21 protein-coding genes are annotated in these 23,214 nt (G+C 58.3%); 17 read left to right on the top strand and 4 right to left on the bottom strand.

What is annotated here, in order from left to right:
- Positions 1-386 precede the first annotated feature (386 nt).
- The 8 genes from acs (at position 387) to AC2FIM_RS00960 (ending at position 9,785) form a co-directional block, all read left to right on the top strand.
- Positions 387-2,351 (top strand): acetate--CoA ligase, encoded by a 1,965-nt coding sequence (acs, locus tag AC2FIM_RS00995; RefSeq protein WP_142634325.1) that lies wholly within the window; start codon positions 387-389, stop codon positions 2,349-2,351.
- A gap of 7 nt (positions 2,352-2,358) precedes the next feature.
- Positions 2,359-3,042 carry an adenylate kinase gene (locus AC2FIM_RS00990; RefSeq protein ID WP_496677790.1) on the top strand — a complete coding sequence of 228 codons (684 nt, stop codon included), beginning with the start codon at positions 2,359-2,361 and terminating at the stop codon, positions 3,040-3,042.
- 184 nt (positions 3,043-3,226) lie between these two features.
- Positions 3,227-3,511: a DUF4212 domain-containing protein gene (locus AC2FIM_RS00985; RefSeq protein WP_142634329.1), complete on the top strand. Its 285-nt coding sequence runs from the start codon at positions 3,227-3,229 to the stop codon at positions 3,509-3,511.
- 6 nt (positions 3,512-3,517) lie between these two features.
- Positions 3,518-5,302, top strand: coding sequence for a sodium:solute symporter family protein (locus AC2FIM_RS00980; protein WP_142634331.1), 1,785 nt, complete (start codon positions 3,518-3,520; stop codon positions 5,300-5,302).
- Between the two features lie 111 nt (positions 5,303-5,413).
- Positions 5,414-7,237 carry a DUF294 nucleotidyltransferase-like domain-containing protein gene (locus AC2FIM_RS00975; protein ID WP_271946600.1) on the top strand — a complete coding sequence of 608 codons (1,824 nt, stop codon included), beginning with the start codon at positions 5,414-5,416 and terminating at the stop codon, positions 7,235-7,237.
- A 26-nt stretch (positions 7,238-7,263) separates the two neighbouring features.
- The gene (locus tag AC2FIM_RS00970; protein WP_142634335.1) at positions 7,264-7,782 is read left to right on the top strand and encodes a hypothetical protein; all 519 of its coding nucleotides are present in this window, start codon (positions 7,264-7,266) and stop codon (positions 7,780-7,782) included.
- A 1-nt stretch (position 7,783) separates the two neighbouring features.
- Positions 7,784-9,196 (top strand): 3'-5' exonuclease, encoded by a 1,413-nt coding sequence (locus AC2FIM_RS00965; RefSeq protein WP_496677791.1) that lies wholly within the window; start codon positions 7,784-7,786, stop codon positions 9,194-9,196.
- Between the two features lie 88 nt (positions 9,197-9,284).
- Positions 9,285-9,785 (top strand): flavin reductase family protein, encoded by a 501-nt coding sequence (locus AC2FIM_RS00960; protein ID WP_142634340.1) that lies wholly within the window; start codon positions 9,285-9,287, stop codon positions 9,783-9,785.
- 3 nt (positions 9,786-9,788) lie between these two features.
- Here the strand turns inward: AC2FIM_RS00960 and AC2FIM_RS00955 are convergent, their stop codons facing one another.
- The 3 genes from AC2FIM_RS00955 to AC2FIM_RS00945 are packed head-to-tail and all read right to left on the bottom strand — an operon-like array spanning position 9,789 to position 12,021.
- Positions 9,789-10,268, bottom strand: a complete 480-nt coding sequence (locus AC2FIM_RS00955) for a DUF6505 family protein (RefSeq protein ID WP_142634342.1) — start codon at positions 10,266-10,268, stop codon at positions 9,789-9,791.
- A complete protein-coding gene (locus AC2FIM_RS00950) occupies positions 10,268-10,963 on the bottom strand; it encodes a biotin/lipoate--protein ligase family protein (protein ID WP_142634345.1) in 696 nt (231 codons plus the stop codon). Before AC2FIM_RS00950 ends, AC2FIM_RS00955 begins: the two co-directional genes overlap by 1 nt.
- Positions 10,960-12,021, bottom strand: a complete 1,062-nt coding sequence (locus AC2FIM_RS00945; protein WP_142634347.1) for an Mrp/NBP35 family ATP-binding protein — start codon at positions 12,019-12,021, stop codon at positions 10,960-10,962. Before AC2FIM_RS00945 ends, AC2FIM_RS00950 begins: the two co-directional genes overlap by 4 nt.
- Positions 12,022-12,131: 110 nt before the next feature.
- On the opposite strand from AC2FIM_RS00945, the gene AC2FIM_RS00940 reads away from it, so the two are divergent.
- Positions 12,132-12,860, top strand: a complete 729-nt coding sequence (locus AC2FIM_RS00940) for a c-type cytochrome (RefSeq protein ID WP_142634349.1) — start codon at positions 12,132-12,134, stop codon at positions 12,858-12,860.
- Here the strand turns inward: AC2FIM_RS00940 and AC2FIM_RS00935 are convergent.
- A complete protein-coding gene (locus AC2FIM_RS00935; RefSeq protein WP_496677793.1) occupies positions 12,854-14,806 on the bottom strand; it encodes a 4Fe-4S binding protein in 1,953 nt (650 codons plus the stop codon). The genes AC2FIM_RS00940 and AC2FIM_RS00935 overlap by 7 nt on opposite strands.
- Before the next feature lie 230 nt (positions 14,807-15,036).
- Between AC2FIM_RS00935 and AC2FIM_RS00930 the strand changes: the two genes are divergently transcribed.
- The 8 genes from AC2FIM_RS00930 (at position 15,037) to AC2FIM_RS00895 (ending at position 23,206) form a co-directional block, all read left to right on the top strand.
- On the top strand, positions 15,037-15,591 hold the full coding sequence (locus AC2FIM_RS00930) for a DUF3305 domain-containing protein (protein WP_496731697.1): 555 nt from the start codon (positions 15,037-15,039) through the stop codon (positions 15,589-15,591).
- On the top strand, positions 15,588-16,169 hold the full coding sequence (locus AC2FIM_RS00925) for a DUF3306 domain-containing protein (RefSeq protein ID WP_282021337.1): 582 nt from the start codon (positions 15,588-15,590) through the stop codon (positions 16,167-16,169). Before AC2FIM_RS00930 ends, AC2FIM_RS00925 begins: the two co-directional genes overlap by 4 nt.
- 4 nt (positions 16,170-16,173) lie before the next feature.
- Entirely contained in the window at positions 16,174-16,785 is a 612-nt protein-coding gene (locus AC2FIM_RS00920; protein WP_271946579.1) for a TorD/DmsD family molecular chaperone, read from the top strand.
- Positions 16,786-16,844: 59 nt separating this feature from the next.
- Positions 16,845-17,033 (top strand): ubiquinol-cytochrome c reductase iron-sulfur subunit N-terminal domain-containing protein, encoded by a 189-nt coding sequence (locus AC2FIM_RS00915; protein ID WP_142634359.1) that lies wholly within the window; start codon positions 16,845-16,847, stop codon positions 17,031-17,033.
- 107 nt (positions 17,034-17,140) lie between these two features.
- Positions 17,141-20,035 carry a formate dehydrogenase subunit alpha gene (locus tag AC2FIM_RS00910; RefSeq protein WP_281972245.1) on the top strand — a complete coding sequence of 965 codons (2,895 nt, stop codon included), beginning with the start codon at positions 17,141-17,143 and terminating at the stop codon, positions 20,033-20,035.
- 11 nt (positions 20,036-20,046) lie between these two features.
- Complete coding sequence (gene fdh3B / locus AC2FIM_RS00905; protein ID WP_085821701.1) at positions 20,047-20,640, top strand: formate dehydrogenase FDH3 subunit beta; 594 nt, start codon at positions 20,047-20,049, stop codon at positions 20,638-20,640.
- Positions 20,641-20,761: 121 nt separating this feature from the next.
- A complete protein-coding gene (locus AC2FIM_RS00900; RefSeq protein WP_496707860.1) occupies positions 20,762-21,943 on the top strand; it encodes a formate dehydrogenase subunit gamma in 1,182 nt (393 codons plus the stop codon).
- Positions 21,944-23,206, top strand: a complete 1,263-nt coding sequence (locus AC2FIM_RS00895) for a c-type cytochrome (protein ID WP_496707861.1) — start codon at positions 21,944-21,946, stop codon at positions 23,204-23,206.
- The last annotated feature ends 8 nt before the right edge of the window (positions 23,207-23,214 follow it).

Raw genomic sequence — 23,214 nt, 5'->3', positions numbered from 1 at the left:
GCGCGCAAAGCTAGCGCCAACATCGATATGTGCCAACCCCTGCCAGACCACCCACCAAAATCTGCAAACCGCCCGCCAGCGCTAACAATCATAAGGTGAATATGAAATGTGTAAATTTCACGGGCAAGCGCTTTGAAAACAGTGAAAATGTGATTAACATCTATATTATTGTTTTAAATATATTTTTTTGATATCTAACGATTTCCTTTACAATTCCCTCAAAGGGATTGAAATTTATTAACAAATAAACCCTGCTATTTCTGTAATTTATTTCTTTGTTTTCTGATCTCCGTATTATCCTGCATCGGGAGGAAACAGGTCGACATTGCCTGTTCAGCGGGCAAGATTGTCCCAGTGAATTTAAGTCCAGAGGGAGGAACCTCAGAATGACAACCGCTGCTCAGGCAGATGCCAAAGTTTATCCGCCATCCGCAGAAATTTCAGCGCGTGCGCATGTCGATGCCAAGAAATACGGCGAAATGTACACGGCTTCTATAAACGACCCCGTTGCATTCTGGGGCGAACAGGGCAAACGCGTTGACTGGATCAAACCCTATACCCAAGTGAAAGACGTCAGCTATGATTTGGGCTCGGTCGGGATCAACTGGTATGCGGATGGCACTCTGAACGTTTCAGCCAACTGCCTGGATCGTCATCTGAATACACGCGGCGATCAGACTGCGATCATCTGGGAACCTGATGACCCGAATGAACCCGCCCAACACATCACCTATGCCGAACTGCACCGCCGCACCTGCCGGATGGCGAATATCCTGGTTTCCATGGGCGTGCGCAAAGGCGACCGTGTAGTCATTTATCTTCCGATGATCCCCGAGGCTGCATATGCCATGCTGGCGTGCGCACGTATCGGCGCAATCCACTCGATTGTTTTTGCAGGGTTTTCCCCTGATGCCCTGGCTGCACGCGTCAACGGATGCGACGCCAAGGTTCTGATTACAGCTGATGAGGCCCCTCGCGGCGGCCGTAAGACACCGTTGAAGTCAAACGCAGACGCGGCCCTGCTGCACTGCAAGGACACGGTGAAATGCTTGGTTGTCAAGCGTACCAACGGCCAGACCACATGGATCGACGGGCGCGACTACGACTATAACGAAATGGCGCTCGAGGCGGATGACTATTGCGCGCCTGCGGAAATGGACGCCGAAGACCCTCTGTTCATTCTGTATACCTCCGGGTCGACCGGTCAGCCGAAAGGTGTGGTGCATACCACCGGCGGATATCTGGTCTATGCGGCAATGACGCATGAGATCACCTTCGATTACCATGAAGGCGACGTCTATTGGTGTACCGCCGATGTCGGTTGGGTGACCGGCCACAGCTATATCGTCTATGGCCCGCTGGCCAATGGCGCGACCACGCTGATGTTCGAAGGTGTTCCGACCTATCCGGATGCATCCCGCTTTTGGCAGGTCTGTGAAAAGCACAAGGTCAATCAATTCTACACGGCCCCTACCGCTTTGCGCGCCCTGATGGGGCAAGGCAATGAATGGGTCGAGAAATGCGATCTGAGCGATCTGCGCACGCTGGGCACTGTGGGTGAGCCGATCAACCCGGAAGCGTGGAACTGGTACAATGACGTTGTCGGCGGTGGGCGCTGCCCGATCGTGGACACCTGGTGGCAAACCGAAACCGGTGGTCACCTGATGACCCCCCTGCCCGGTGCCCACGCGATGAAGCCCGGCTCGGCCATGAAGCCGTTCTTTGGCATCCAGCCTGTGGTTCTGGACCCGCAATCCGGGGTCGAGATCGACGGCAACGGCGTCGAAGGCGTGCTGTGCATCAAGGACAGCTGGCCCGGCCAGATGCGTACGGTCTGGGGCGATCATGAACGGTTCGAGAAGACTTATTTCTCGGACTACAAAGGCTACTACTTCACCGGTGACGGCTGCCGCCGGGACGAGGATGGCGATTACTGGATCACCGGACGTGTGGACGATGTGATCAACGTCTCGGGGCACCGCATGGGTACGGCCGAGGTTGAAAGCGCTCTGGTGGCACATGCTGCCGTGGCCGAGGCCGCGGTTGTGGGCTATCCCCATGATATCAAAGGGCAAGGCATCTATTGCTATGTCACCTTGATGAATGATCGCGAACCCTCGGACGAGCTTGTGAAAGAGCTGCGCACCTGGGTTCGGACCGAGATCGGACCGATTGCCAGCCCGGATGTGATCCAATGGGCTCCTGGCCTGCCAAAAACCCGCTCGGGCAAGATCATGCGCCGTATCCTGCGTAAGATCGCCGAGAATGATTTTGGATCGCTCGGTGACACATCGACCCTGGCTGATCCGTCCGTGGTCGACAACTTGATCGAAAACCGCGCAAGCAAGTGAGGATGTGATGGACGCTGCCACGATCACTACACCCACCGTACTGATCCTTCTCGGCCCCCCGGGCGCCGGGAAGGGTACACAGGCCCGTATGCTCGAAGACAAGTTCGGGCTTGTCCAACTCAGCACGGGTGACCTGTTACGGGCGGCAGTTGCCGGGGGAACCGATGCCGGAAAAGCCGCCAAAGCTGTCATGGAGGCGGGTGATCTGGTCAGTGACGATATCGTAATTGCAATCCTGCGGGATCGTCTGGCCGAACCGGACTGCGCCAAGGGCGTCATTCTGGACGGCTTCCCCCGCACCACGGTTCAGGCACAGGCGCTGGACGCGCTGCTGTCAGAGACCGGTCAGCAGATCAACGCAGCCATCAGTCTTGAGGTTGAAGACGCTGAAATGGTGATCCGTATTTCCGGCCGTTACACATGTGCCGGATGTGGCGAAGGGTTCCATGATCGGTTCAAAACGCCCGCAGTCGAAGGCAAATGCGACAAATGCGGCAAGACCGAGTTCAAGCGCCGCGCAGATGACAATGCTGAAACCGTCGCCTCACGGCTGGCTGCCTATCACGCGCAGACCGCGCCGCTGATCACTTATTACCAAGACCATGGCGTTCTGAAAGGTCTGAACGCAATGGGCAATATCGAAGACATCGCCGGCAATCTGGAACGGATCGTCAGCGACACAATGAACTAGGGGAATATGGCCCGCCCTCAATAAGGGCCGAATTCCTAAAGGAAAACTTCAAAGGACCCGCTCTGGCGGACCAGAGAAGTCTTGCCTGATGCCACCTGGCATCAAGCATATCGAAAAGTGGCCCCGCGCGCTGGAGGGTTAGGACAACGGGCCGCTCAAAGAGGAAGCGAAGGAGGAACCCGCGATGGCGGATCAATCAACACACTCCGCGCAGACTGCCGAAGCCGATAAGGGCTATTGGCAGGCCAACCTGCGTCTTATCTACATCAGCCTGGTGATCTGGGCGCTGGTGTCGTTTGGATTCGGCATTTTGCTGCGTCCACTTCTGTCCGGCATTTCCGTCGGCGGAACCGATCTCGGCTTTTGGTTCGCGCAACAGGGATCCATCTTGGTCTTTCTGCTGCTGATCTTCAACTACGCCTGGCGGATGAACAAGCTAGACGCTGAATACGGCGTTGAGGAGGAGTAAGGCCCTATGGACCAGTTTACCATCAACCTGCTGTTTGTGGGCGCGTCCTTTGCGCTTTACATCGGCATCGCGATCTGGGCCCGTGCTGGGTCCACATCAGAATTCTACGCCGCCGGTCGCGGCGTTCACCCGGTCACCAACGGTATGGCGACAGCGGCAGACTGGATGTCTGCGGCCTCGTTCATCTCGATGGCGGGCCTCATCGCCTTTACCGGCTATGACAACTCGTCCTTCCTGATGGGTTGGACCGGTGGTTATGTGCTGCTGGCGCTGCTTCTTGCCCCTTACCTGCGTAAGTTCGGCAAGTTCACCGTGTCAGAGTTCATCGGCGACCGCTTTTACAGCCAGACCGCGCGTATCGTGGCGGTGATCTGTCTGATCGTAGCGTCTGTGACCTACGTGATCGGCCAGATGACCGGCGTTGGCGTAGCTTTTGGCCGCTTCCTTGAAGTGTCAAACACCACCGGGTTGTTAATTGGTGCAGCCGTTGTTTTCGCCTACGCGGTGTTTGGGGGGATGAAGGGCGTGACCTACACACAGGTCGCTCAGTACTGCGTGCTGATCACCGCCTACACAATCCCAGCCATCTTTATTTCCCTGCAACTGACTGGCAATCCGGTTCCGGCTCTGGGTCTGTTTGGTGATACCGCCAGCGGTGAACCGCTGCTGACCAAGCTGGATGCGATCGTGACCGAGTTGGGCTTTAACGAATACACCGCCCACCACTCGGACACGCTGAACATGGTGCTGTTCACGCTGTCGCTGATGATCGGTACGGCCGGTCTGCCGCACGTAATCATGCGTTTCTTCACCGTGCCGAAAGTGGCTGATGCCCGCTGGTCTGCCGGTTGGGCGCTGGTGTTCATCGCACTGCTTTACCTGACCGCCCCTGCGGTTGGCGCAATGGCCCGTCTAAACATCAGTGACATGATGTGGCCAAATGGCGGCATCGAAGGTGGCGCCGTATCCGTCGAAGATATCGACAACGACGCCCGTTATGACTGGATGGCCACATGGAAGAAAACCGGCCTGCTGGACTGGGAAGACAAGAACGGCGACGGCAAGATCCAGTACTATAACGACAAGAATGCCGACATGCAGGCGCTTGCGGAAGAGAAGGGCTGGGTCGGAAACGAGCTGACCAAGTTCAACCGTGACATCCTGGTTCTGGCCAACCCCGAAATTGCCAACCTGCCGGGTTGGGTGATCGGTCTGGTCGCTGCCGGTGGTCTTGCGGCTGCTCTGTCGACCGCTGCGGGCCTGTTGCTGGCGATCTCGTCCGCTGTGTCACACGACCTGATCAAAGGCGCGATCAACCCGCAGATTTCGGAAAAATCCGAGCTTCTGTCGGCGCGGATCGCAATGGGCGTGGCCATTGTTGTGGCGACATATCTGGGCCTGAACCCTCCGGGTTTTGCAGCGCAGACCGTTGCCCTGGCGTTTGGTCTGGCAGCTGCCTCGATCTTCCCGGCGCTGATGATGGGGATCTTCTCGACCCGCATCAACAACACCGGTGCGGTTGCTGGTATGCTGGCTGGTCTGACTGTGACCCTGGTCTACATCTTCCTGCACAAGGGCTGGTTGTTCATTCCGGATACCAACTCGTTCACGGATGCTGATCCTCTGTTGGGTACGATCAAGTCGACTTCGTTCGGTGCGATCGGTGCATTGGTCAACTTCACTGTCGCCTATGTGGTGGCTGGCATGACCAAGGAAACCCCGCAAGAGATCAAGGATCTGGTCGAAAGCGTCCGCATTCCCCGTGGCGCGGGTGCCGCTCAGGATCACTGAGTAGAGATGCGGCCCCTGAGCACCTTGCCAAAGGCCGTGTCTTTCGACTGACTACTCCCGCCCGGCATTCCACCGGGCGGGATTTTTCGAATAGAAACCGAGGAGTATCCGATGCCCCTGCCCCAAGCCGAGATCACGCGGTTTCTGAAATCCGTTCACCCTTATGACGCCCTGCCCGCCGATGATCTGGCAACGCTGTCTGATCAGATCGAAGTTTGGGAGGTCGAAGAAGGATCCCCGGTGTATCAACTGGGCGCGCCCCTGCCCGGCGTATTCGTGATTTACGAAGGACAGGTTGAAATCACTGACAGGAACGGCGCGATTGTCTCTCATCTGGGGCTGCGCAATTCTTTCGGGGAACGCGGTTTACTGAAAGACGGTAAAGCCGCGACCAAAGCGCAGGCGCACGCAAACTCGGTTTTTCTGGTGATCCCGCCCAACCTGATCCGAGACCTCATTGACGAACATGAAATCGTCGCCAAATTCTTTGATCGGACCCGCACGGAACGCTCCAGCCCCCAAAGCCTTGCAACCAGCGCTATCGACGTTCTGATGGCACATAACCCCGCAACCTGCCCCCCTATTACCACCGTTCGCGAAGCGGCGCAGATGATGAGGGACAGACATATTTCCTCTCTCTGCATCACCGAGGGGGACATTCTTTTGGGGATCGCCACCTTACGAGATATCTCGGGCAAATACGTTGCCGATGGGATGTCTGTGGATACCCCTGTATCGGCAATAATGACGGCAAACCCGGTGACGCTGTCGCCGTCGGATATCGGATCGGATGTTCTTCACATCATGATGGAGCGCGGCATCGGCCATATTCCGGTATCCGAAGCTGGGCGTCTGGTCGGAATTGTCACCCAGACAGACCTGACCCACTATCAGGCGGTCAATTCCGCCGAGTTGGTGCGCCGGATAGCAAATGCGCAAACCGCGCAGCAGATGGCAGAAGTGACCGAAGAGATTCCCCAGCTTCTGGTCCAGCTTGTCGCTGCCGGAAATCGCCACGAGATCGTTACGCGCCTGATTACCGATATCGCCGACACAGCCACCAGACGTTTGCTGGCAATGGCGGAAAAACAGCTTGGACCACCACCTGTGCCTTACCTATGGCTGGCCTGTGGATCGCAGGGACGACAGGAACAAACCGGGGTGTCGGATCAGGACAACTGCTTGATGCTGGATGACAAAGTAACCGATGACGACCTGCTATATTTCCAGGCACTGGCAAAAATCGTGTCGGACGGGCTGGATAAATGTGGGTACTTTTATTGCCCGGGCGACATGATGGCGACAAATCCACGCTGGTGCCAACCGGTAAGTGTCTGGCGTGATTATTTTCGCGGGTGGATCGCCAAACCAAACCCCGAGGCGCAGATGCTGGCCTCGGTCATGTTCGACCTGCGCCCCATTGGCGGCGCATTTCACCTGTTCGATGACCTGCAGGCCGAAACGCTGGCCGCGGCCCAAGCGAATTCAATCTTTGTGGCACATATGATCTCGAACTCGTTAAAGCACACGCCGCCGCTGGGCCTGTTACGCGGGTTTGCCACGGTACGCTCGGGTGAGCATCGCAACACGCTGGATCTAAAGCATAATGGCGTTGTGCCTGTGGTTGACCTGGCCCGGATATACAGCCTTCAGGGGCAACTGTCCCAGGCCAATACACGTGCCCGCCTGAAAGCAGCTGGGGCGGCAGGCGTCCTCAGCCCCTCAGGTACCCGCGACCTGCTGGACGCTTACGATCTGATCGCCGAAACGCGGCTGGACCATCAGGCCCGTCTGGTGAAAGGCAACAAGAAGCCGGACAATTTCCTGCCCCCTTCCGATCTTTCGGACTTTGAGCGAAGTCATCTGCGAGATGCCTTTGTCGTGGTAAAAACAATGCAATCGGCGGTCGGCCACGGTAAAGGAATGCTGGGCTAAACCCTCAGGAACCTTGGAGAGTATTCATGTTCTTAGAACTGATCGGCACGATATTTGCAGGCGTCGCCCTAGCCGGCATCGTGATGGTGATCAACAAACTGACAGGTGGACGCCTGCCTCGTTGGTCCGCACCAGTCGCGGCGGGCATTGGCATGATCGGGATGACGATCAACAGCGAGTATTCATGGTTTGACCGCACGCGCGATACGCTTCCAGATGGTCTGATCATCATTCAAGAGGTCGAAAGCCGCGCTTTGTACCGTCCCTGGACCTATGCGATGCCCTTTGTTGATCGTTTTGCCGCAATCGACACCCTATCTGTGCGCACCAATGACCAAGTGCCTGAGCAGCGCCTCGTTGAACTGTATTTCTTTGGTCGTTGGGCACCGGTTTCAAAATTGCCGGTCGCTGTGGATTGCGACAAGAACCAACGCGCCAATCTGGCGGATGGGGCAGAGTTTGGTGACAACGGCCAGTTGCTGAACGCAGATTGGGTAACAGGCTCTACCAACGATCCGATCATCGAGGCCACTTGCGGAGTGTAACATGCTGACCCGATTAAGCCTGCGCCTGCGGATTTTCCTCTTCTTCTGCCTGCTGGCGGTCGGCGGGGTTGCCGTCAGCTCGGTTGCGCTTTGGGTCAGCTACAGGCGAGCGGCGGATCCGGCCCTTTTCGACGCGTTCATCTTTGCAGAGATCGTCATCGGGTTCGGTCTGCTGGCCCTGATCGCCGCTGTCTGGCTATTGTTCGACGATAATGTCGCCAAGCCGATCGAAAGGCTTTCCGCTGAACTGCGCGCACGAGCGCATGCCGGTGTCAGCCGCGACCTCGATCTGCAAGCCGCGCGGTATCTTGGCGACCTGGCCCCTGCGGCTGCCGGTCTGGCCAACCAACTGTCCGACAAGACCATGGGCGTGGCAGAGGCTGTCGCTGCTGAAACCGCGCATCTGGCTGTGGAACAGCAAAGGCTTAGGGCGCTTTTGACTGAAATTCCTGTAGCCATATTGCTGGCTAGCCCCTCTCACAGGCTCGTTTTGTATGACGGACAGGCGGCCGAGGTACTGGCACAGATTTCGCATCCACGCCTGAATGCGCCACTGTTCGATTACTTCCAGCCAGACGCGCTGCAGAAAGCCTATGCCAAACTGGCCAAGACCGGGATGGAGGCATCCTGTTCGCTGACCAGCATTGATGGGGCGCAGACCTATTCAGCCCGCATGAAACCGCTGGGGGAAACTTCCGGCTATATGCTAATCCTAGATGACAGCGCCGCCAATATAGCGCCTGAGGCTGCCAGACCTCTGGTCTATGACTTTGGTTTGCTGAACACATCCACCGACCAATCATTCGAGACATTGCCTCTGCGCGAGCTTTGTTTTGTTGTCTTCGACACCGAAACCACAGGCCTGCTGCCGCACAAAGACGAGATCGTCCAGATCGGCGCAGTCCGTGTGGTAAATGGACGGATGGTCGAAGGCGAAAGGCTGGATATGCTGGTGAACCCGGTCATGCCGATCCCTGCCGCCTCGACCAAGGTTCACAAGATCACGGATCGAATGGTCGAAGGCGCGCCGGAAATCGCCGAAGCCGGGCGTATCTTTCACGAATTCGCGCGAAATGCCGTAATCGTGGCGCATAATGCACCTTTTGATATGGCGTTTCTGCGACGCCACGCCGACCGTATGAAAGTTGAGTGGACGCATCCCGTACTGGATACGGTCCTGCTATCAGCGGTCCTGTTCGGCGCCAGCGACACGCACACTTTGGACGCGCTGTGCGAACGGCTGGACATTACAATTCCGCATGAGCTGCGCCATACGGCATTGGGTGATGCAGTTGCCACCGCCGAGGCGCTGGTTCGGATGCTTCCGATGCTGCAAGCGCGCGGGATGAATACGTTTGGCGAGGTCATCGAAGCAACCCGCCGGCACGGTCGTCTGCTTGAGGACCTGAACTGAGGGCGTAATATGCACCTCAGGCGCAGCTTTTCATGGACAATCCCGACTTGCCGTGGCACCTGAGGCGCGGCCACAGAATGAGCGTGAGATGACGGACCGCACCTTCACCCCAACCCCGGACAACAGCACCGCGTTTCGCGAAGCATTGGGGTGTTTTGGAACCGGGGTCACGGTCGTCACCACCGAAACAGCGCTGGGGCCCCGCGCAATCACGGTCAATTCGTTTTCCTCGGTCTCGCTGACGCCTCCGCTGGTGCTGTGGTGCCTGGCGAAGGATTCGAACCGGTTCGACGCTTTCAAAGACTGCGATCACTATTCGATCCATGTGATGGCTGAGGAACAGCAGGAACAGGCCCTAAAATTCGCGCGCGAGGGTGCGGATTTTTCACATGTCAACTGGGCCGCAGATCACCGTGGTCGCCCTCGTCTGGCGGATTGTCTGGCGCGCTTCGACTGCCAGCTTCATGCCCGGCACGAGGCAGGGGATCATCTGATCATCGTGGGTGAAGTCGAACAGGCCATGTTCCGCACCGGCAAAGGTCTGATCTTCAAACGCGGTCAGTTCGGCGGGTTTGCCGATCTTCTATAAGCCCTATTCGTCCAGCGATCCGTGGACGGCCAGCGCCTCAAGCTGGGTTTCCTGCGGTGTGATGATGCGAAACGCCTCAAGCACCCCGGTTTCAGACAGCTCACGGGCGACCGTCAGCAAGGTATTGGCGGCGTGATCATCGCATAGCTCTGCCATATGCGCGATCTCTTCCTGCGCAACACCCATGGCGGCCTCGACCGATGGGGCTCCGTAAAATTGCACGAAATGTTCCGCCAAATTCCGGGCAATCTGGTCGATCTCAGCCTGTTCAACCTGCGTCACTGCTACAAAGGTCACCCGGCCGAATGTCTCAACCCCCAACCAACCATTCGCAAAGGCCTGGCGGGCTTTACCCTCCAAATCGCCTTCGCCCCAATTCGAAAACTCGAACCCGCCGGAAATGCACCATTCACCCGTTCTCGCCGGAGAATGAAACACATTCATGTCGCTTTCATCGAAATGGATCGCACGGGCCAGTTTCATCATCCGTTCTCCAGTAAGTCAGTCAGCGGGTGCAGGCGGGTGTCTGCACCATTGCGGATAAGCATGCCAAACCGTTCATCAGTGCCCAAAAAAACCCCGATCTCGCCAAAGGGTTCGCCAACACCACGCAGCAGCCCCAACCATTCGCTGTGCAGGGGCGCGTTGCCGTCTTCTTGCCAACGGTTGAGCCATGTCAGCATGTGGCGCGACCAGCTTTCGACCAGCTGGACAGGCTGGACCTCGGCACACCCTTCATCATAGAGCGCTGTGATATCCGGGGTCTGGCCTGGCGCAGTGCTGGTCTGTAGCAAGGCCAGCTCCCAGCCGACAATCAACCAGTCAGGCTCAATCTGAGGGTCTGAAGTCGACGCAGCAACCTGAAACTTGCCGCAGGTCGCACCATTCACACAGATAGGGCCGCCCCAGTCCAGATGAACGGCAACCTCGGGCGGGGCCAGAGCGCCCAGCGCATTCTGAAACCCAACTCCGCAAAGCGGCAACATCACCATGGCGTCCTGCAATGGAACCTCAGGTGCAAATACAATGGCAACGCGCAAACGGTTGGCCTGAATATTGTAGACCACCGTTCCGGCATCACAGCCCAGCGCCGCCATCGCCTGGGCGCGTTCGAACGGGTCTTCCCCGCCCTGAACGGCATGTCCAGTCAGCAACGGAGGAAAGACCGGCTGGGTCATGCATTGCCCTTGGTGATCATGTCGCGGGCAATCTTGCGGAAAGCTTCGGCCTGTGCGCTGTCTGGCTTGCTGACAACGATGGGCGCCCCCCCATCCGCCGCAACCCGGATATCCAGATGCAGCGGAATCTCACCAAGCAGCGGAATGCCCAGCGCCTCGGCCTCAGCGGCGACGCCGCCATGTCCGAACACATGTTCCTCATGCCCGCAGTTGGAACAGATATGGGTCGACATATTCTCGATCATCCCAATAATCGGCGTCTTGAGCTGATTGAACATATCGATCCCTTTGCGCGCGTCGATCAGGGCCACGTCCTGCGGGGTCGACACCACGATGGCCCCGTCCACCTTGAACTTCTGGCTGAGCGTCAGTTGCACATCGCCGGTGCCCGGCGGTAGGTCGACAATCAATACATCCAATGCTCCCCACTGAACCTGCCCCATCATCTGCTGAAGCGCGCCCATCAGCATCGGACCACGCCAGACGACCGCCTGCCCTTCGTTGGTCATCAGTCCCATCGACATCATCGTGACGCCATGATTGCGCAGGGGCAGGATCGTTTTGCCATCCGGGCTGGCCGGGCGGCCAGAGACACCCAGCATCCGAGGCTGTGATGGGCCATAGACATCAGCATCCAACAACCCGACACGCCGCCCTTCTGCAGCCAAAGCACAAGCCAGATTTGCGGATACGGTGGATTTACCGACTCCGCCCTTACCGGATGCAACGGCGATGATCCGATCGACACCCGGAACGGCCTGCGGACCTGTCTGAGATGGTTTCGGCTTGGGCTTCAGTTCAGGCGGGGCCTTTTCGGAATGCGCAGTCATCATGGCGGAAACCTTGTCGACCCCCTCCACCAACTGCGCAGCCTGCTCGGCGGCGGCGCGCACCGGCTCCATCCGCTCTGCCTGTTTCGGATCAATCTCAAGCACAAAGCGCACTGTATCGCCATCGACATTCAACGCGCGGACAACTCCGGCGCTGACGATATCCTGGCCTGAAACCGGATCGGTGATTTTCTTCAGGTTCGCCAGAACCGCGTCACGAACACTCATGCCATTACCCTTTTGGTTTGCCCGGTCGTTGGGATACGTTTCATTGCATGTGTCTCCGTCTTTTTTTCGTTCATTTGACGCATTCGGGCGCAGGCCGATAAGCTGCCTCCATGCGGGTTACCTTCTTTTGCCTGAGCTTGCTGCTCTCTGCTACCCCCTCTTGGTCGCAAGAGGCGCTGGGGCTTGCCGCCCCGGATGAGGTTACAGACTCTGGTCTGTTGCAACATATTCTTCCGCGTTTTTCTCTCAAGACCGGGATACGCGTCGTTGCGGACGATACCGGCGCTATGTCTCTGGGTGGATCACCGCCAGGCGATCCGGTTTTCGCGCGTCACGGGGTCACTTACCACCTGCGCATACTGGACGACACAAAGCAGCTTCGGTTTCGGGACTGGCTGCTGTCTGACATCGGCAAGCGCACCGTTGAGAGTTTCGCGCCCGAAAGCGGCCCGCCCTATTCCGCCAGCTTAACGGTCGAGGCCGCGACCGAGACCGACAAGATCGACGGCGACGCTGTCCTGGGTGCGGAGCTGTCGATGACCCATTGCGGGCGCTGCCATGTGATCGGTCCGCAGAACCAGATGAACGGGCTTGGCTCCACCCCCTCATTCGCTGTGCTGCGGGCGATGCCAGACTGGTCTGATAGGTTTCAGGCCTTCTTTGCCCTGAACCCTCATCCTGCTTTTACGCAGATTGAGGACGTAACCCCGCCCTTTGACCCTCTGCGTCCTTCGCCAATCCACCCGGTCGAGATGACGCTGGAGGAGTTAGAGGCGATTCTGGCCTTTGTCTCGGCCATCGAGGCAGCAGATCTGGGCGCGCCGCTACAGCTTCAATGATCCTTTCTTTTCGAGAAATAGTCCTCGGTCGTGACGACTTTGGGTTTCGGGTTTGACTGAAACGGGTTGTCCTTGTGCTGGAACTGCGCGTTCACACGACAGTTGTCACACATCTGGATCATGCGCGCCTGTTCGGATGTCGCAAACATCGGATGCGTACCAGACAGCTTTTCCATGATACGTTCGACGGTCGATTTGACACCAAAGAGGGCACCGCATTCCACACACGCAAAAGGGTCTTCTTCGTTCAACACGTCCTGAGACAGGGCCGCATCACTTAAATCCAGTTGCGGTACCAGAGTTATCGCATTCTCGGGGCAGATTGTTCGGCATAGGCCACATTGCAGACAGGCATCCTGTTGGAAGTTCAGCTGCGGCATATCCGGGTTGTCGGCCAAAGCGCCTGACGGACAAAGGGACACGCAGCTGAGGCACAATGTACAGGCGTCCGTATCCACCGCGATGGCCCCATAGGGTGCATTCTCGGGCAAGGGCAACGGGGCTGCGGCCTGCGGGTTCAGCGCCTGTGCGGCCAGTCGCGTAATCTGCCTGCGATTTCCCAGCGGCAGAACCGTGTCGGCCAAGGGGGGCGGCACGTCCTGCGCATATAGCAGGTCGGACAGCGCATCGGGATCAGCCTCATCGATCAGTGCCAACACTGCAGTCCCAGCGATAGCCTGCGCCAGCGCCAGTTCGCGATCCAAGGCATCCCTTTCGGTTGTTGGGGCCAGCAGCACATCAACCCGCGCAAACCCATGCGCCAGCGCGGCCAGCATCTCGGCATGGCCAAAGCCCGAGATCACGTTCAGTTCTAGCGGGATCACATCCGCTGGAATCCCGCGTCCGAAACGGGCGGACAGGCGGATCATTTCGGCCCCATGCGCGTCATGCACCAACAGCCGGGGTGCTTGCCCGCCTGCACGCCGGTAGGTGCGCGACAGAATGTGCATCCGTGACAGCAGCGCAGAAACGGGCGGATCCTCGTAAGTTATCGCGGTAGATGGGCAAACCGCCGCGCATTCTCCGCACCCTGCGCAAACCATAGGGTCGATGGCTACATGTTCGCCCGCAGGGGTGATCGCCCCCGTCGGGCAGATATCCAGGCAATTCGTACACCCGACCTGTTCTGCACGGGAATGCGCACATAGGGATTCTTCCAACCGGACATAGAGAGGCTTTTCAAATGTCCCGACCAGTTGCATGGCCTCAAACGCCAGCCGTTCGACAGCGACCGCATCTTTGGGATCAGCTCGCAAATACCCTTCGCGCTTGGCTGGGGCCTGAACCAGAGGCGTGCCGCCGGTCAGATCCACAACTATATCGCATGAGGAGTTCGCCCCGTCGCGCGGTTCGGTCCAGCCAAAGGCCCCGCGCCCACCGGGTTCAAGCTGTTGCAACGCATCCAGCTTAATCGAAAACCCGCCCAGCGCACCTTTCACAGTACGAACGCGCCCGCGCACCACATCAAAGCTGCGCGACATGGGGTCCATGTCATCAGTAGCCAAGACCGTCACGGCCAACTGGTCCGACAGGCGTTCTGCCACTTCAAAGCTCAGCGCGCCGGGCCCGACGATGAAACACGTCCCTTCGCTGACCACATCGACACTGGGTGTGATCGGCTGAGGCAACACCGCCTCAGCAGCCAGCGCGGCCATTTTGGGGGCAGCATCCTGCCCTTGTTCAGACCACCCGGCACGATCGCGAAGATCGACAAACCCTGGCACTTCGACACCTAACTCATCGGCCAGTGCCAGAAAAACATCCTGCTCTTGTGTACAGGCTATTACGACTTTGCCCTCTTGCAGCGGCTGTGCGACGCTTTCCAGTTCTTTCGTACATAATGCGGTGTGAATTCTGGAGCAGGCGACATCGCAAGCTGACGATAGTTTCTCAGCGTCAATGGTTTGCGTTCCCGCACAGTCACATAGCAGCAATCTCGTACCCATAACCTCCCCCGGATGTCCTCCCCAGTCCAAGGTCAGCTTAGAACCTCTGAAGAAAGTAGCAATGCCCGTGGGGGCCGGATCGCAGGAACAAGGCCCGATAATAGCCGCGAGGACCGTAAACAATCGGTGAGGGGTACATATTCGACCACCCAAGGACTTGGCAGGAAGCTACTTTGTGTACCATAGTAGACCCTGAGGAAGGCAGGGGAGAGCTTTCCAGGGAGGACTTAGTGGCCAAGGCCGCCAGCCAGATTGAAATGCCAATCGGCGTCGTCGTGCGCAAAACACCCGGGGTTACACGCTGGGCGCAATGGAATTGGCGCGCCGTCGCCGTGCTGCCCGGCGCTGGACCGGCCGATTGGCTGGAGATGCGGCGCGAGGGCGAAGCGGTCGAATACCACGCGGCCACCCTGCCCCTGACCCTGTGGTCAGATGAGGCCGAAGCCTACATGGTCAACCTGTCGGACGGGCAACCCTCGATCTATCTGGTCCTGCGCGATGCGCTGGATGGAACACAGCCGATGGACGCTGTGCTGGTGACCGCCTCACCCTACGAAGGACAGGACTACGCCGATACCGGCGAAGAGCTTGTCGAGAAAATCCCAATGACTGATGGGCTGATCGCTTGGGTACGTGATTTCGCACTGGAGCATCATCGCAACGAGGTCTTCGTCAAACGTCGCCGTGATAAGAAACGCACCGATCTGGTTGAGGACGGCAAAGGGGATGTACGCATCCGGCAGGACTCGGATGTTTTCCGCGCCCCGCGGAGGATTGTGCAATGACAGAAACCCGCGATTTCTGGTCGCGCCGCAAAGCCGCCGTTCAGGCTGAGGCCAAAGCCGAGGTTGTAGCAGCACAAGAACAGGCTTTCGCTGAACAGCGGGGCGAGCTGGAAGAAAAGACTGACGCTGAAATTCTGGCGGAATTCAATTTGCCCGACCCTGATCAGTTGCAAGTTGGTGACGACGTCTCGGGCTTTATGGCCAAGGCAGTGCCTGACCGATTGCGCCGCCGCGCCCTTCGGCAGCTCTGGCGTCTGAACCCGGTTCTGGCCAATGTCGATGGGCTGGTGGATTACGGCGAGGACTATACCGACGCCGCCTGCGTGATCGAAAATATCCAGACCGCCTATCAGGTCGGCAAGGGAATGCTGGCCCATATCGAGGCTTTGGCCGCTCAGACCGAAGAGGAAGACGCAGCGCCTGAGGTTGAAGACCCAACATCAGAGCCTGAGCCTGAGTTGCCCGAAACGCCCGAGGTACACTCGGCAGAACCTGTAATGATTTCTGAAATCGACGACCCGGATGAGGCAGAGCTTACGCCTGCCCCACGCCGCATGAAGTTTGAATACGAAGGATAACCGTATGACCGCAAGCAACGCGCAAAACCTGGACGTCTCAGCCGAGGATCGTCTGCGTGCGGATTTCTATAACTTCCTTGGGCTGCTGCTTGCGGCGCCTCCGGATCAGATGCTGCTGTCTCAGGTTACTGGTCTGACCGGCGATGAAACCGATCTGGGTCAGGCTATCAAGGCCATGTCGCGGGTCGCCAAGGTGACCAAACCCGCGGCTGCCGAACGCGAATTCAATGCCTTGTTCATCGGGCTGGGGCGCGGGGAACTGCTGCCCTATGCCAGTTTCTACCTGACTGGTTTCCTGAACGAAAAACCGCTGGCGCAACTGCGCAACGACATGGCGGTTCGTCAGATCACACGGGCGCAGAACGTGTTTGAACCCGAAGACAATATCGCCTCGTTGATGGAGATGATGGCGGGTATGATCGTCGGTCGCTTTGGCGCGCCCGCCTCGTTGGAGGATCAAAAAGCGTTCTGGAACAAGCACATCGGCCCCTGGGCCGCACATTTCTATTCAGATTTGGAAGCTGCGGAAAACTCGGTTTTCTATGCCTCGGTCGGCACCGCCGGTCGGGTTTTCATGGAAATCGAGCGTGAAGCCTTTCGAATGACGGCGGGATGATCCCGCCACTCGCCAGCGCCCCCAAAGGCGCTAGATCGCAATTGGGAAAGGAGGATCCCATGAGCAAAACCAAGGAAGAAGGCGCCACGCGCCGTGACTTCTTGAAACTGGCCGGAACCGCAGCGCCCGCTGCAGTCGCCGCCGCCAGCCTGAGCGGACAAGCCGAGGCAGCCGAGCTGCCAACGGATGAAACCCGCATGCAGGACACCGCGCATACGCGCGCATATCTGGACAGCGCCCGGTTCTGAACCCCGGACGATGTCACCACCCGACTGACGGTTGCGATTGGCCCTGACGTCGGCACCAACAGTACCAAGCCAGCCATAGCTAACATGGCCAGCAAGGGAGGAAAGAAATGCTTAGGAAAAAGACCAACGGGGTTGCGAGACGCTCCCAGCGGACAAGTATCCTGTCCCAGGTCGGCGAGAAAACCGTCGATCGCCGCGCGTTCCTGCGCGGATCGGGCCTGACGATCGGCGGGTTGGCCGCGATCAGCGCCACGGGTGGAACCGTGACGCCAGCCAGTGCCCAGTCAGCGGCCAATCAAGCCGTCGAAAACATCAAATCCATATGCACGCATTGCTCGGTCGGCTGTACCGTAGTGGCCGAGGTGCAGAACGGCGTCTGGATCGGGCAAGAACCCGGCTGGGACAGCCCTTTCAACCTGGGTGCGCACTGCGCCAAGGGGGCCTCGGTCCGTGAGCACGCCCATGGTGAGCGCCGCCTGAAATATCCGATGAAAAAGGAAGGCGGCGAGTGGAAGCGCATCAGCTGGGAAGAGGCGATCAACGAGATCGGCGACGGCATGATGAACATCCGCGAAGAATCCGGACCGGACAGTGTGTACTGGCTTGGTTCCGCGAAACATAACAACGAACAGGCCTATCTTTTCCGCAAGTTCGCCGCCTATTGGGGCACGAACAACGTGGACCATCAGGCCCGTATCTGCCACTCGACCACTGTTGCTGGTGTTGCGAATACATGGGGCTACGGCGCCATGACCAACAGCTACAATGACATCCACAACTCCAAGGCTATCTTCATCATCGGTGGCAACCCGGCTGAGGCACACCCGGTCTCGCTGCTGCATGTTCTGCGCGCAAAAGAGCAGAACAACGCGCCGCTGATCGTTTGCGACCCGCGCTTTACGCGCACCGCCGCGCATGCGGATGAATATGTCCGCTTCCGCCCCGGCTCTGACGTGGCTCTGATCTGGGGTATCCTCTGGCACATCTTCGACAACGGCTGGGAGGACAAGGAGTTCATCCGCACCCGTGTCTGGGGCATGGATCAGATCCGTGAAGAGGTCGCCAACTGGAACCCGGAAGAAACCGAGCGTGTGACCGGCGTACCCGGATCACAGCTTAAGCGCGTGGCGCGCACCATGGCCAATAACCGTCCTGGCACTGTGATCTGGTGCATGGGCGGCACCCAGCACACCAATGGTAACAACAACACACGCGCCTATTGCGTGCTGCAGTTGGCATTGGGCAACATGGGGACGTCGGGCGGTGGCACCAACATCTTCCGTGGCCATGACAACGTACAGGGCGCGACGGACCTTGGTGTTCTGTCCCATACCCTACCCGGCTATTATGGCCTGTCCGCAGGGGCATGGGGCCATTGGGCGCGCGTTTGGGGTGAAGACCCTGAATGGCTGTCCGGCCAGTTCGCCTCGATCAAGGACAAGGAGGGCAAGGATAAACCGCTGCAGAACGAGCGCGGCATCCCGGTCTCTCGTTGGATCGACGGTGTTCTGGAAGACCCCGCCAACATGGATCAGGACAACAATGTCCGCGCCATGGTTCTGTGGGGGCACGCTCCGAACTCGCAAACCCGCGGGCCGGAAATGAAGACGGCGATGGAAAAGCTGGACATGCTGGTCGTGATCGACCCGTATCCCACCGTTTCCGCCGTTCTGCATGATCGGACCGATGGCGTTTACCTGTTGCCCGCCTGTACGCAGTTCGAAACCCGTGGCTCGGTCACGGCCTCGAACCGCTCGTTGCAGTGGCGCGACAAGGTGGTCGAACCGCTGTTCGAAAGCCTGCCGGACGAGGTCATCATGGCCAAGTTCGCCAACAAATTCGGCTGGGCGGATCGGTTCTTCCGCAATATCGAGATGGAGGATGCCGAAACCCCGAATGTTGAAAGCATCACGCGTGAGTTCAACTCGGGCCTCTGGACCATCGGCTATACCGGCCAGTCGCCAGAGCGTTTGAAAAGCCATATGGCCAATCAGCACACGTTCGACAGAACCACGCTGCAAGCTATTGGTGGACCAAACGACGGCGAATACTACGGTCTGCCCTGGCCGTGCTGGGGAACGCCAGAGATGGGTCATACGGGGACACCAAACCTCTATGACATGTCCAAACCGGTGGCCGAAGGTGGCCTGACCTTCCGCGCGCGCTTTGGCGTGGAACGTGATGGTGACAACCTGTTGGCGGAAGGGGTCTATAGCGTTGGGTCGGAAATTCAGGATGGATACCCTGAGTTTACGATGCAGATGCTAATGGATCTTGGTTGGGACGGCGATCTGACGGCCGAAGAACGTGCGGCCATCGATGCCGTTGCGGGGCCAAAGACCAACTGGAAAACCGACCTGTCGGGCGGCATCCAGCGGGTTGCGATTGCACATGGCTGTGCGCCCTTTGGCAACGCCAAGGCCCGCACCGTGGTCTGGACTTTCCCGGACCCGATCCCGTTGCATCGCGAGCCGCTTTATACCAACCGGCGTGATCTGGTAGAAGACTATCCGACCTATGAGGATCGTCAGTCCTATCGCCTGCCAACCCTGTATGCCTCGATCCAGAAGAACGATTTTTCAAAGGATTACCCGATAATCCTGACGTCAGGTCGTTTGGTCGAGTATGAGGGCGGAGGTGAGGAATCCCGGTCGAACCCGTGGCTGGCCGAACTGCAACAGGACATGTTCGTCGAGATCAACCCCCGTGATGCCAACAACCTGGGCATTCGCGACGGGGCTCAGGTCTGGGTCGAAGGGCCTGAGGGTGGTAAGGTCAAGGTGATGGCGATGCTGACCAACAGGGTTGGTGCCGGCGTGGCCTTTATGCCATTCCACTTTGGCGGCCATTTCCAGGGTCAGGATTTGCGGGACAAATACCCCTCAGGCGCTGATCCCTATGTGCTGGGTGAAAGTTCCAACACCGCCCAGACATATGGTTATGATTCAGTAACCCAGATGCAGGAGACCAAAGCGACTCTCTGCAAGATCTCAGCAGCGTAAGGAGGACGACAATGGCTAGAGCAAAGTTTCTCTGCGACGCTGAACGCTGCATCGAATGCAACGCCTGCGTAACCGCGTGTAAGAACGAGCACGAGGTGCCTTGGGGCATCAACCGCCGCAGAGTGGTGACGATCAATGACGGCGACCCGGGCGAACGCTCGATCTCGGTTGCCTGTATGCATTGTTCGGATGCGCCCTGTATGGCGGTGTGCCCGGTTGACTGCTTCTATCAGAACGAAGAAGGGGTCGTCCTGCACTCCAAGGACCTGTGCATTGGCTGCGGCTATTGCTTCTATGCGTGCCCGTTCGGCGCGCCGCAATACCCACAGGCAGGCAACTTCGGATCACGCGGCAAGATGGACAAATGTACCTTCTGCGCCGGTGGCCCCGAGGAAACGCACTCGACCGCAGAGTTCGCCAAATACGGTCGCAACCGGATCGCAGAAGGCAAACTGCCCATCTGCGCCGAGATGTGTTCCACCAAGGCCCTGCTTGCCGGTGACGGCGACGTGGTATCGGCCATCTATCGCGAACGCGTCGTGGCGCGCGGTTTCGGGTCTGGCGCCTGGGGGTGGGGCACAGCCTACGACCAAAAAGACGGCTGATCCTTGGCCAAACCTTCCCCGGCGCGCAAACCGTGTGCCGGGGAGCACTAAGATTTTTCGACGAAAAATCTCTGCCCGCCCGGAAAAGGGCCTACGCCAATGACCGCGTCACGAGGTTCATATGACTTTCCTGCGACTTCTGTTCTGTCTCATTGTTTTGACTGTTCCTGCCCTTGCTCAGGATGCTCCGGATCGCAATTCGACGGGTGGGGCGACCACGCTCGAGGATATCTTGGCCCGGCAGCGTGGCGAGACGGTCGATAACGGTTATCGCTCAGGTAACACCGGTCAAGGCAACGCCGAAGGTCTGATGGGCCAGTTGGGCACACGTGGCGTGGCGTCTGACAGCGACGTCTATCGCGCTTTGCGCTATGGCTCGGCGGATGTGACCGTTTCGTCGAACGGTCCTGCGGCCAGCGTCTTGATACAGGACGGAGGCATGTGGTGGTTGAATTTCCGAACAGGCCCGTTACGCGATTACGGCACGTATATTCTGGCCGGGATGCTTGGCATCCTGCTGCTGTTCTTCTTGATCCGGGGTAAAATCCGCATTGATGGTGAAAAGACGGGACGCACGGTTACGCGTTTCTCGGGCTTTGAGCGGTTCGGACATTGGCTGTTCGCGGGCTCTTTCCTTATCCTTGGCCTGACCGGATTGCTGACCCTTTATGGTCGAGACTTTCTGATCCCAATCTTCGGGAAAGAAGGCTTTGCGACCATAGCGCAGGGCTGCAAATGGCTGCATAACAACCTCGCCTGGGCCTTCATGCTTGGTTTGATCATGGTCACTGTGAACTGGATCGCCCACAACATCCCCAACCGCACCGACCTGAAATGGCTGGCCGCCGGCGGCGGGTTGTTCACGAAAGGCAGCCATCCTCCGGCCAAAAAATTCAACGCGGGTCAAAAGATCATCTTCTGGGCCTGTATCCTGCTGGGCGTATCGATCAGCCTGTCTGGCCTGTCTCTGCTGTTCCCGTTTGAGATGCCGCTGTTTGCTAAGACCTTCTCAATCGCAAATGCCACCAGCATCCCGCAGATGTTGGGTCTGAACCTTCCGGTGCAGATGTCACCACAAGAAGAGATGCAATATGCTCAGGTTTGGCACGTGATGGTCGCCTATGTCTTCATCGCCATCATCATCGCGCATATCTACCTGGGCTCGGTGGGGATGGAGGGCGCTTTCGACGCGATGGGCACCGGCGAGGTCGAGGAACAATGGGCGCGTGAGCACCACTCGCTTTGGCTCGAAGAGGTACAGGAAAAAGAGGCCAATAAGGCAGTGGCCTCGCCTGCGGAATAGATGCGCAGTCTAATCCTTGCACTGGTGTTGACCCCCCTGCCCGGTTTGGCCGAGTTCTTCACGCTGAAAGGTCATGGCGGTCCGATCATGGGGATTGCCTCCGCGCCGGACGGCCGGATTGCGACGGCCAGCTTCGACAACTCCGTCGGCCTGTGGTCAGACCGCACGCCGCAATGGCTTGAAGGGCACGAGGCTGCCGTGAATAGCGTCGCCTTTGGCGACACAGCGATCTATTCCGCTGGTGACGACTTTACCCTGCGCCGGTGGCCGGATGGCCAAATCCTCGGGCGGCACAAGGGCAAGATCGTCGATATTGCTGTTTCAAACTCCTACATCGCCACTGCCAGTTGGGACGGCACGATAGGGGTTTGGCCGCTCGACGGGTCAGAGCCAAGGATATTGGGGCCCACAGGCAGCGGTGTGAATGCTGTTGTGTTCACACCAAACGGAGATGCGGTGTATACCGGCGGGGTTGATGGGGCGGTTCGTCTTTGGGATGTCGCAACCGGTCAGGAAAAACTGCGACTGGTTGATAACGGGTTCGGCATCAACGAACTGGTCCTGAATCCCCATGAAAACTGGATTGCCTATGGGGCCGTCGATGGCGTCACGCGCATTCGTGATCTGACTACAGGCGACGAGCATGATTTCACCCTGGACCGCCGTCCAATCCTTGCGCTGGCTCTCAGCCCGGACCGCAGCTTGCTGGCGGTGGGGGACGGAGAGGGTCATATCATGTTGGTCGATACCATCGACTGGCGCATCGCACAGGATTTCCGGGCCACATTGCGCGGCCCGGTCTGGGCGCTGGCCTTCTCAACCGATGGTAAAAACATCTATGCAGGTGGTATAGATGAGGCGATGTATAGCTGGCCGGTATCTGACCTTGGCGACCAACAACAGATGGCCGCGATTGAACCTAGTTTTCTGAAGAACCCTGACCAGATGGACAATGGCGAGCGCCAATTCGTGCGCAAATGCTCGATCTGCCACAGCCTGACGGCGGACGGGCACAGACGTGCTGGACCTACGCTCTCTGGTGTATTTGGTCGCCGGGCGGGCAGCTTACCGGAATATTTCTACTCGGACACGCTGCAAGACTCTGATATCATTTGGAATGGCGAGACGATAAATGCCCTTTTCGACCAAGGACCAGACCATTACATTCCGGGATCGAAGATGCCCATGCAACGGATTACGCAAGCGGATGACCGCAAAGATTTGATCGCCTTTCTGCGCCGCGTCACGGCACCGGAAAACTGAACCGGAGG

The organism is Ruegeria sp. CDSC052 (genome assembly GCF_059610685.1).
This window is presented reverse-complemented; position numbering and strand designations above follow the sequence as displayed.

Excerpts from the sequence above, each read along its gene's own strand:
- acs (WP_142634325.1), top strand. The coding sequence starts at position 387 with ATGACAACCGCTGCTCAGGCAGATGCCAAAGTTTATCCGCCATCCGCA.
- AC2FIM_RS00990 (WP_496677790.1), top strand. The coding sequence starts at position 2,359 with ATGGACGCTGCCACGATCACTACACCCACCGTACTGATCCTTCTCGGC.
- AC2FIM_RS00985 (WP_142634329.1), top strand. The coding sequence starts at position 3,227 with ATGGCGGATCAATCAACACACTCCGCGCAGACTGCCGAAGCCGATAAG.
- AC2FIM_RS00980 (WP_142634331.1), top strand. The coding sequence starts at position 3,518 with ATGGACCAGTTTACCATCAACCTGCTGTTTGTGGGCGCGTCCTTTGCG.
- AC2FIM_RS00975 (WP_271946600.1), top strand. The coding sequence starts at position 5,414 with ATGCCCCTGCCCCAAGCCGAGATCACGCGGTTTCTGAAATCCGTTCAC.
- AC2FIM_RS00970 (WP_142634335.1), top strand. The coding sequence starts at position 7,264 with ATGTTCTTAGAACTGATCGGCACGATATTTGCAGGCGTCGCCCTAGCC.
- AC2FIM_RS00965 (WP_496677791.1), top strand. The coding sequence starts at position 7,784 with ATGCTGACCCGATTAAGCCTGCGCCTGCGGATTTTCCTCTTCTTCTGC.
- AC2FIM_RS00960 (WP_142634340.1), top strand. The coding sequence starts at position 9,285 with ATGACGGACCGCACCTTCACCCCAACCCCGGACAACAGCACCGCGTTT.
- AC2FIM_RS00955 (WP_142634342.1), bottom strand. The coding sequence starts at position 10,268 with ATGAAACTGGCCCGTGCGATCCATTTCGATGAAAGCGACATGAATGTG.
- AC2FIM_RS00950 (WP_142634345.1), bottom strand. The coding sequence starts at position 10,963 with ATGACCCAGCCGGTCTTTCCTCCGTTGCTGACTGGACATGCCGTTCAG.
- AC2FIM_RS00945 (WP_142634347.1), bottom strand. The coding sequence starts at position 12,021 with ATGAGTGTTCGTGACGCGGTTCTGGCGAACCTGAAGAAAATCACCGAT.
- AC2FIM_RS00940 (WP_142634349.1), top strand. The coding sequence starts at position 12,132 with ATGCGGGTTACCTTCTTTTGCCTGAGCTTGCTGCTCTCTGCTACCCCC.
- AC2FIM_RS00935 (WP_496677793.1), bottom strand. The coding sequence starts at position 14,806 with ATGGGTACGAGATTGCTGCTATGTGACTGTGCGGGAACGCAAACCATT.
- AC2FIM_RS00925 (WP_282021337.1), top strand. The coding sequence starts at position 15,588 with ATGACAGAAACCCGCGATTTCTGGTCGCGCCGCAAAGCCGCCGTTCAG.
- AC2FIM_RS00920 (WP_271946579.1), top strand. The coding sequence starts at position 16,174 with ATGACCGCAAGCAACGCGCAAAACCTGGACGTCTCAGCCGAGGATCGT.
- AC2FIM_RS00915 (WP_142634359.1), top strand. The coding sequence starts at position 16,845 with ATGAGCAAAACCAAGGAAGAAGGCGCCACGCGCCGTGACTTCTTGAAA.
- AC2FIM_RS00910 (WP_281972245.1), top strand. The coding sequence starts at position 17,141 with ATGCTTAGGAAAAAGACCAACGGGGTTGCGAGACGCTCCCAGCGGACA.
- fdh3B (WP_085821701.1), top strand. The coding sequence starts at position 20,047 with ATGGCTAGAGCAAAGTTTCTCTGCGACGCTGAACGCTGCATCGAATGC.
- AC2FIM_RS00900 (WP_496707860.1), top strand. The coding sequence starts at position 20,762 with ATGACTTTCCTGCGACTTCTGTTCTGTCTCATTGTTTTGACTGTTCCT.
- AC2FIM_RS00895 (WP_496707861.1), top strand. The coding sequence starts at position 21,944 with ATGCGCAGTCTAATCCTTGCACTGGTGTTGACCCCCCTGCCCGGTTTG.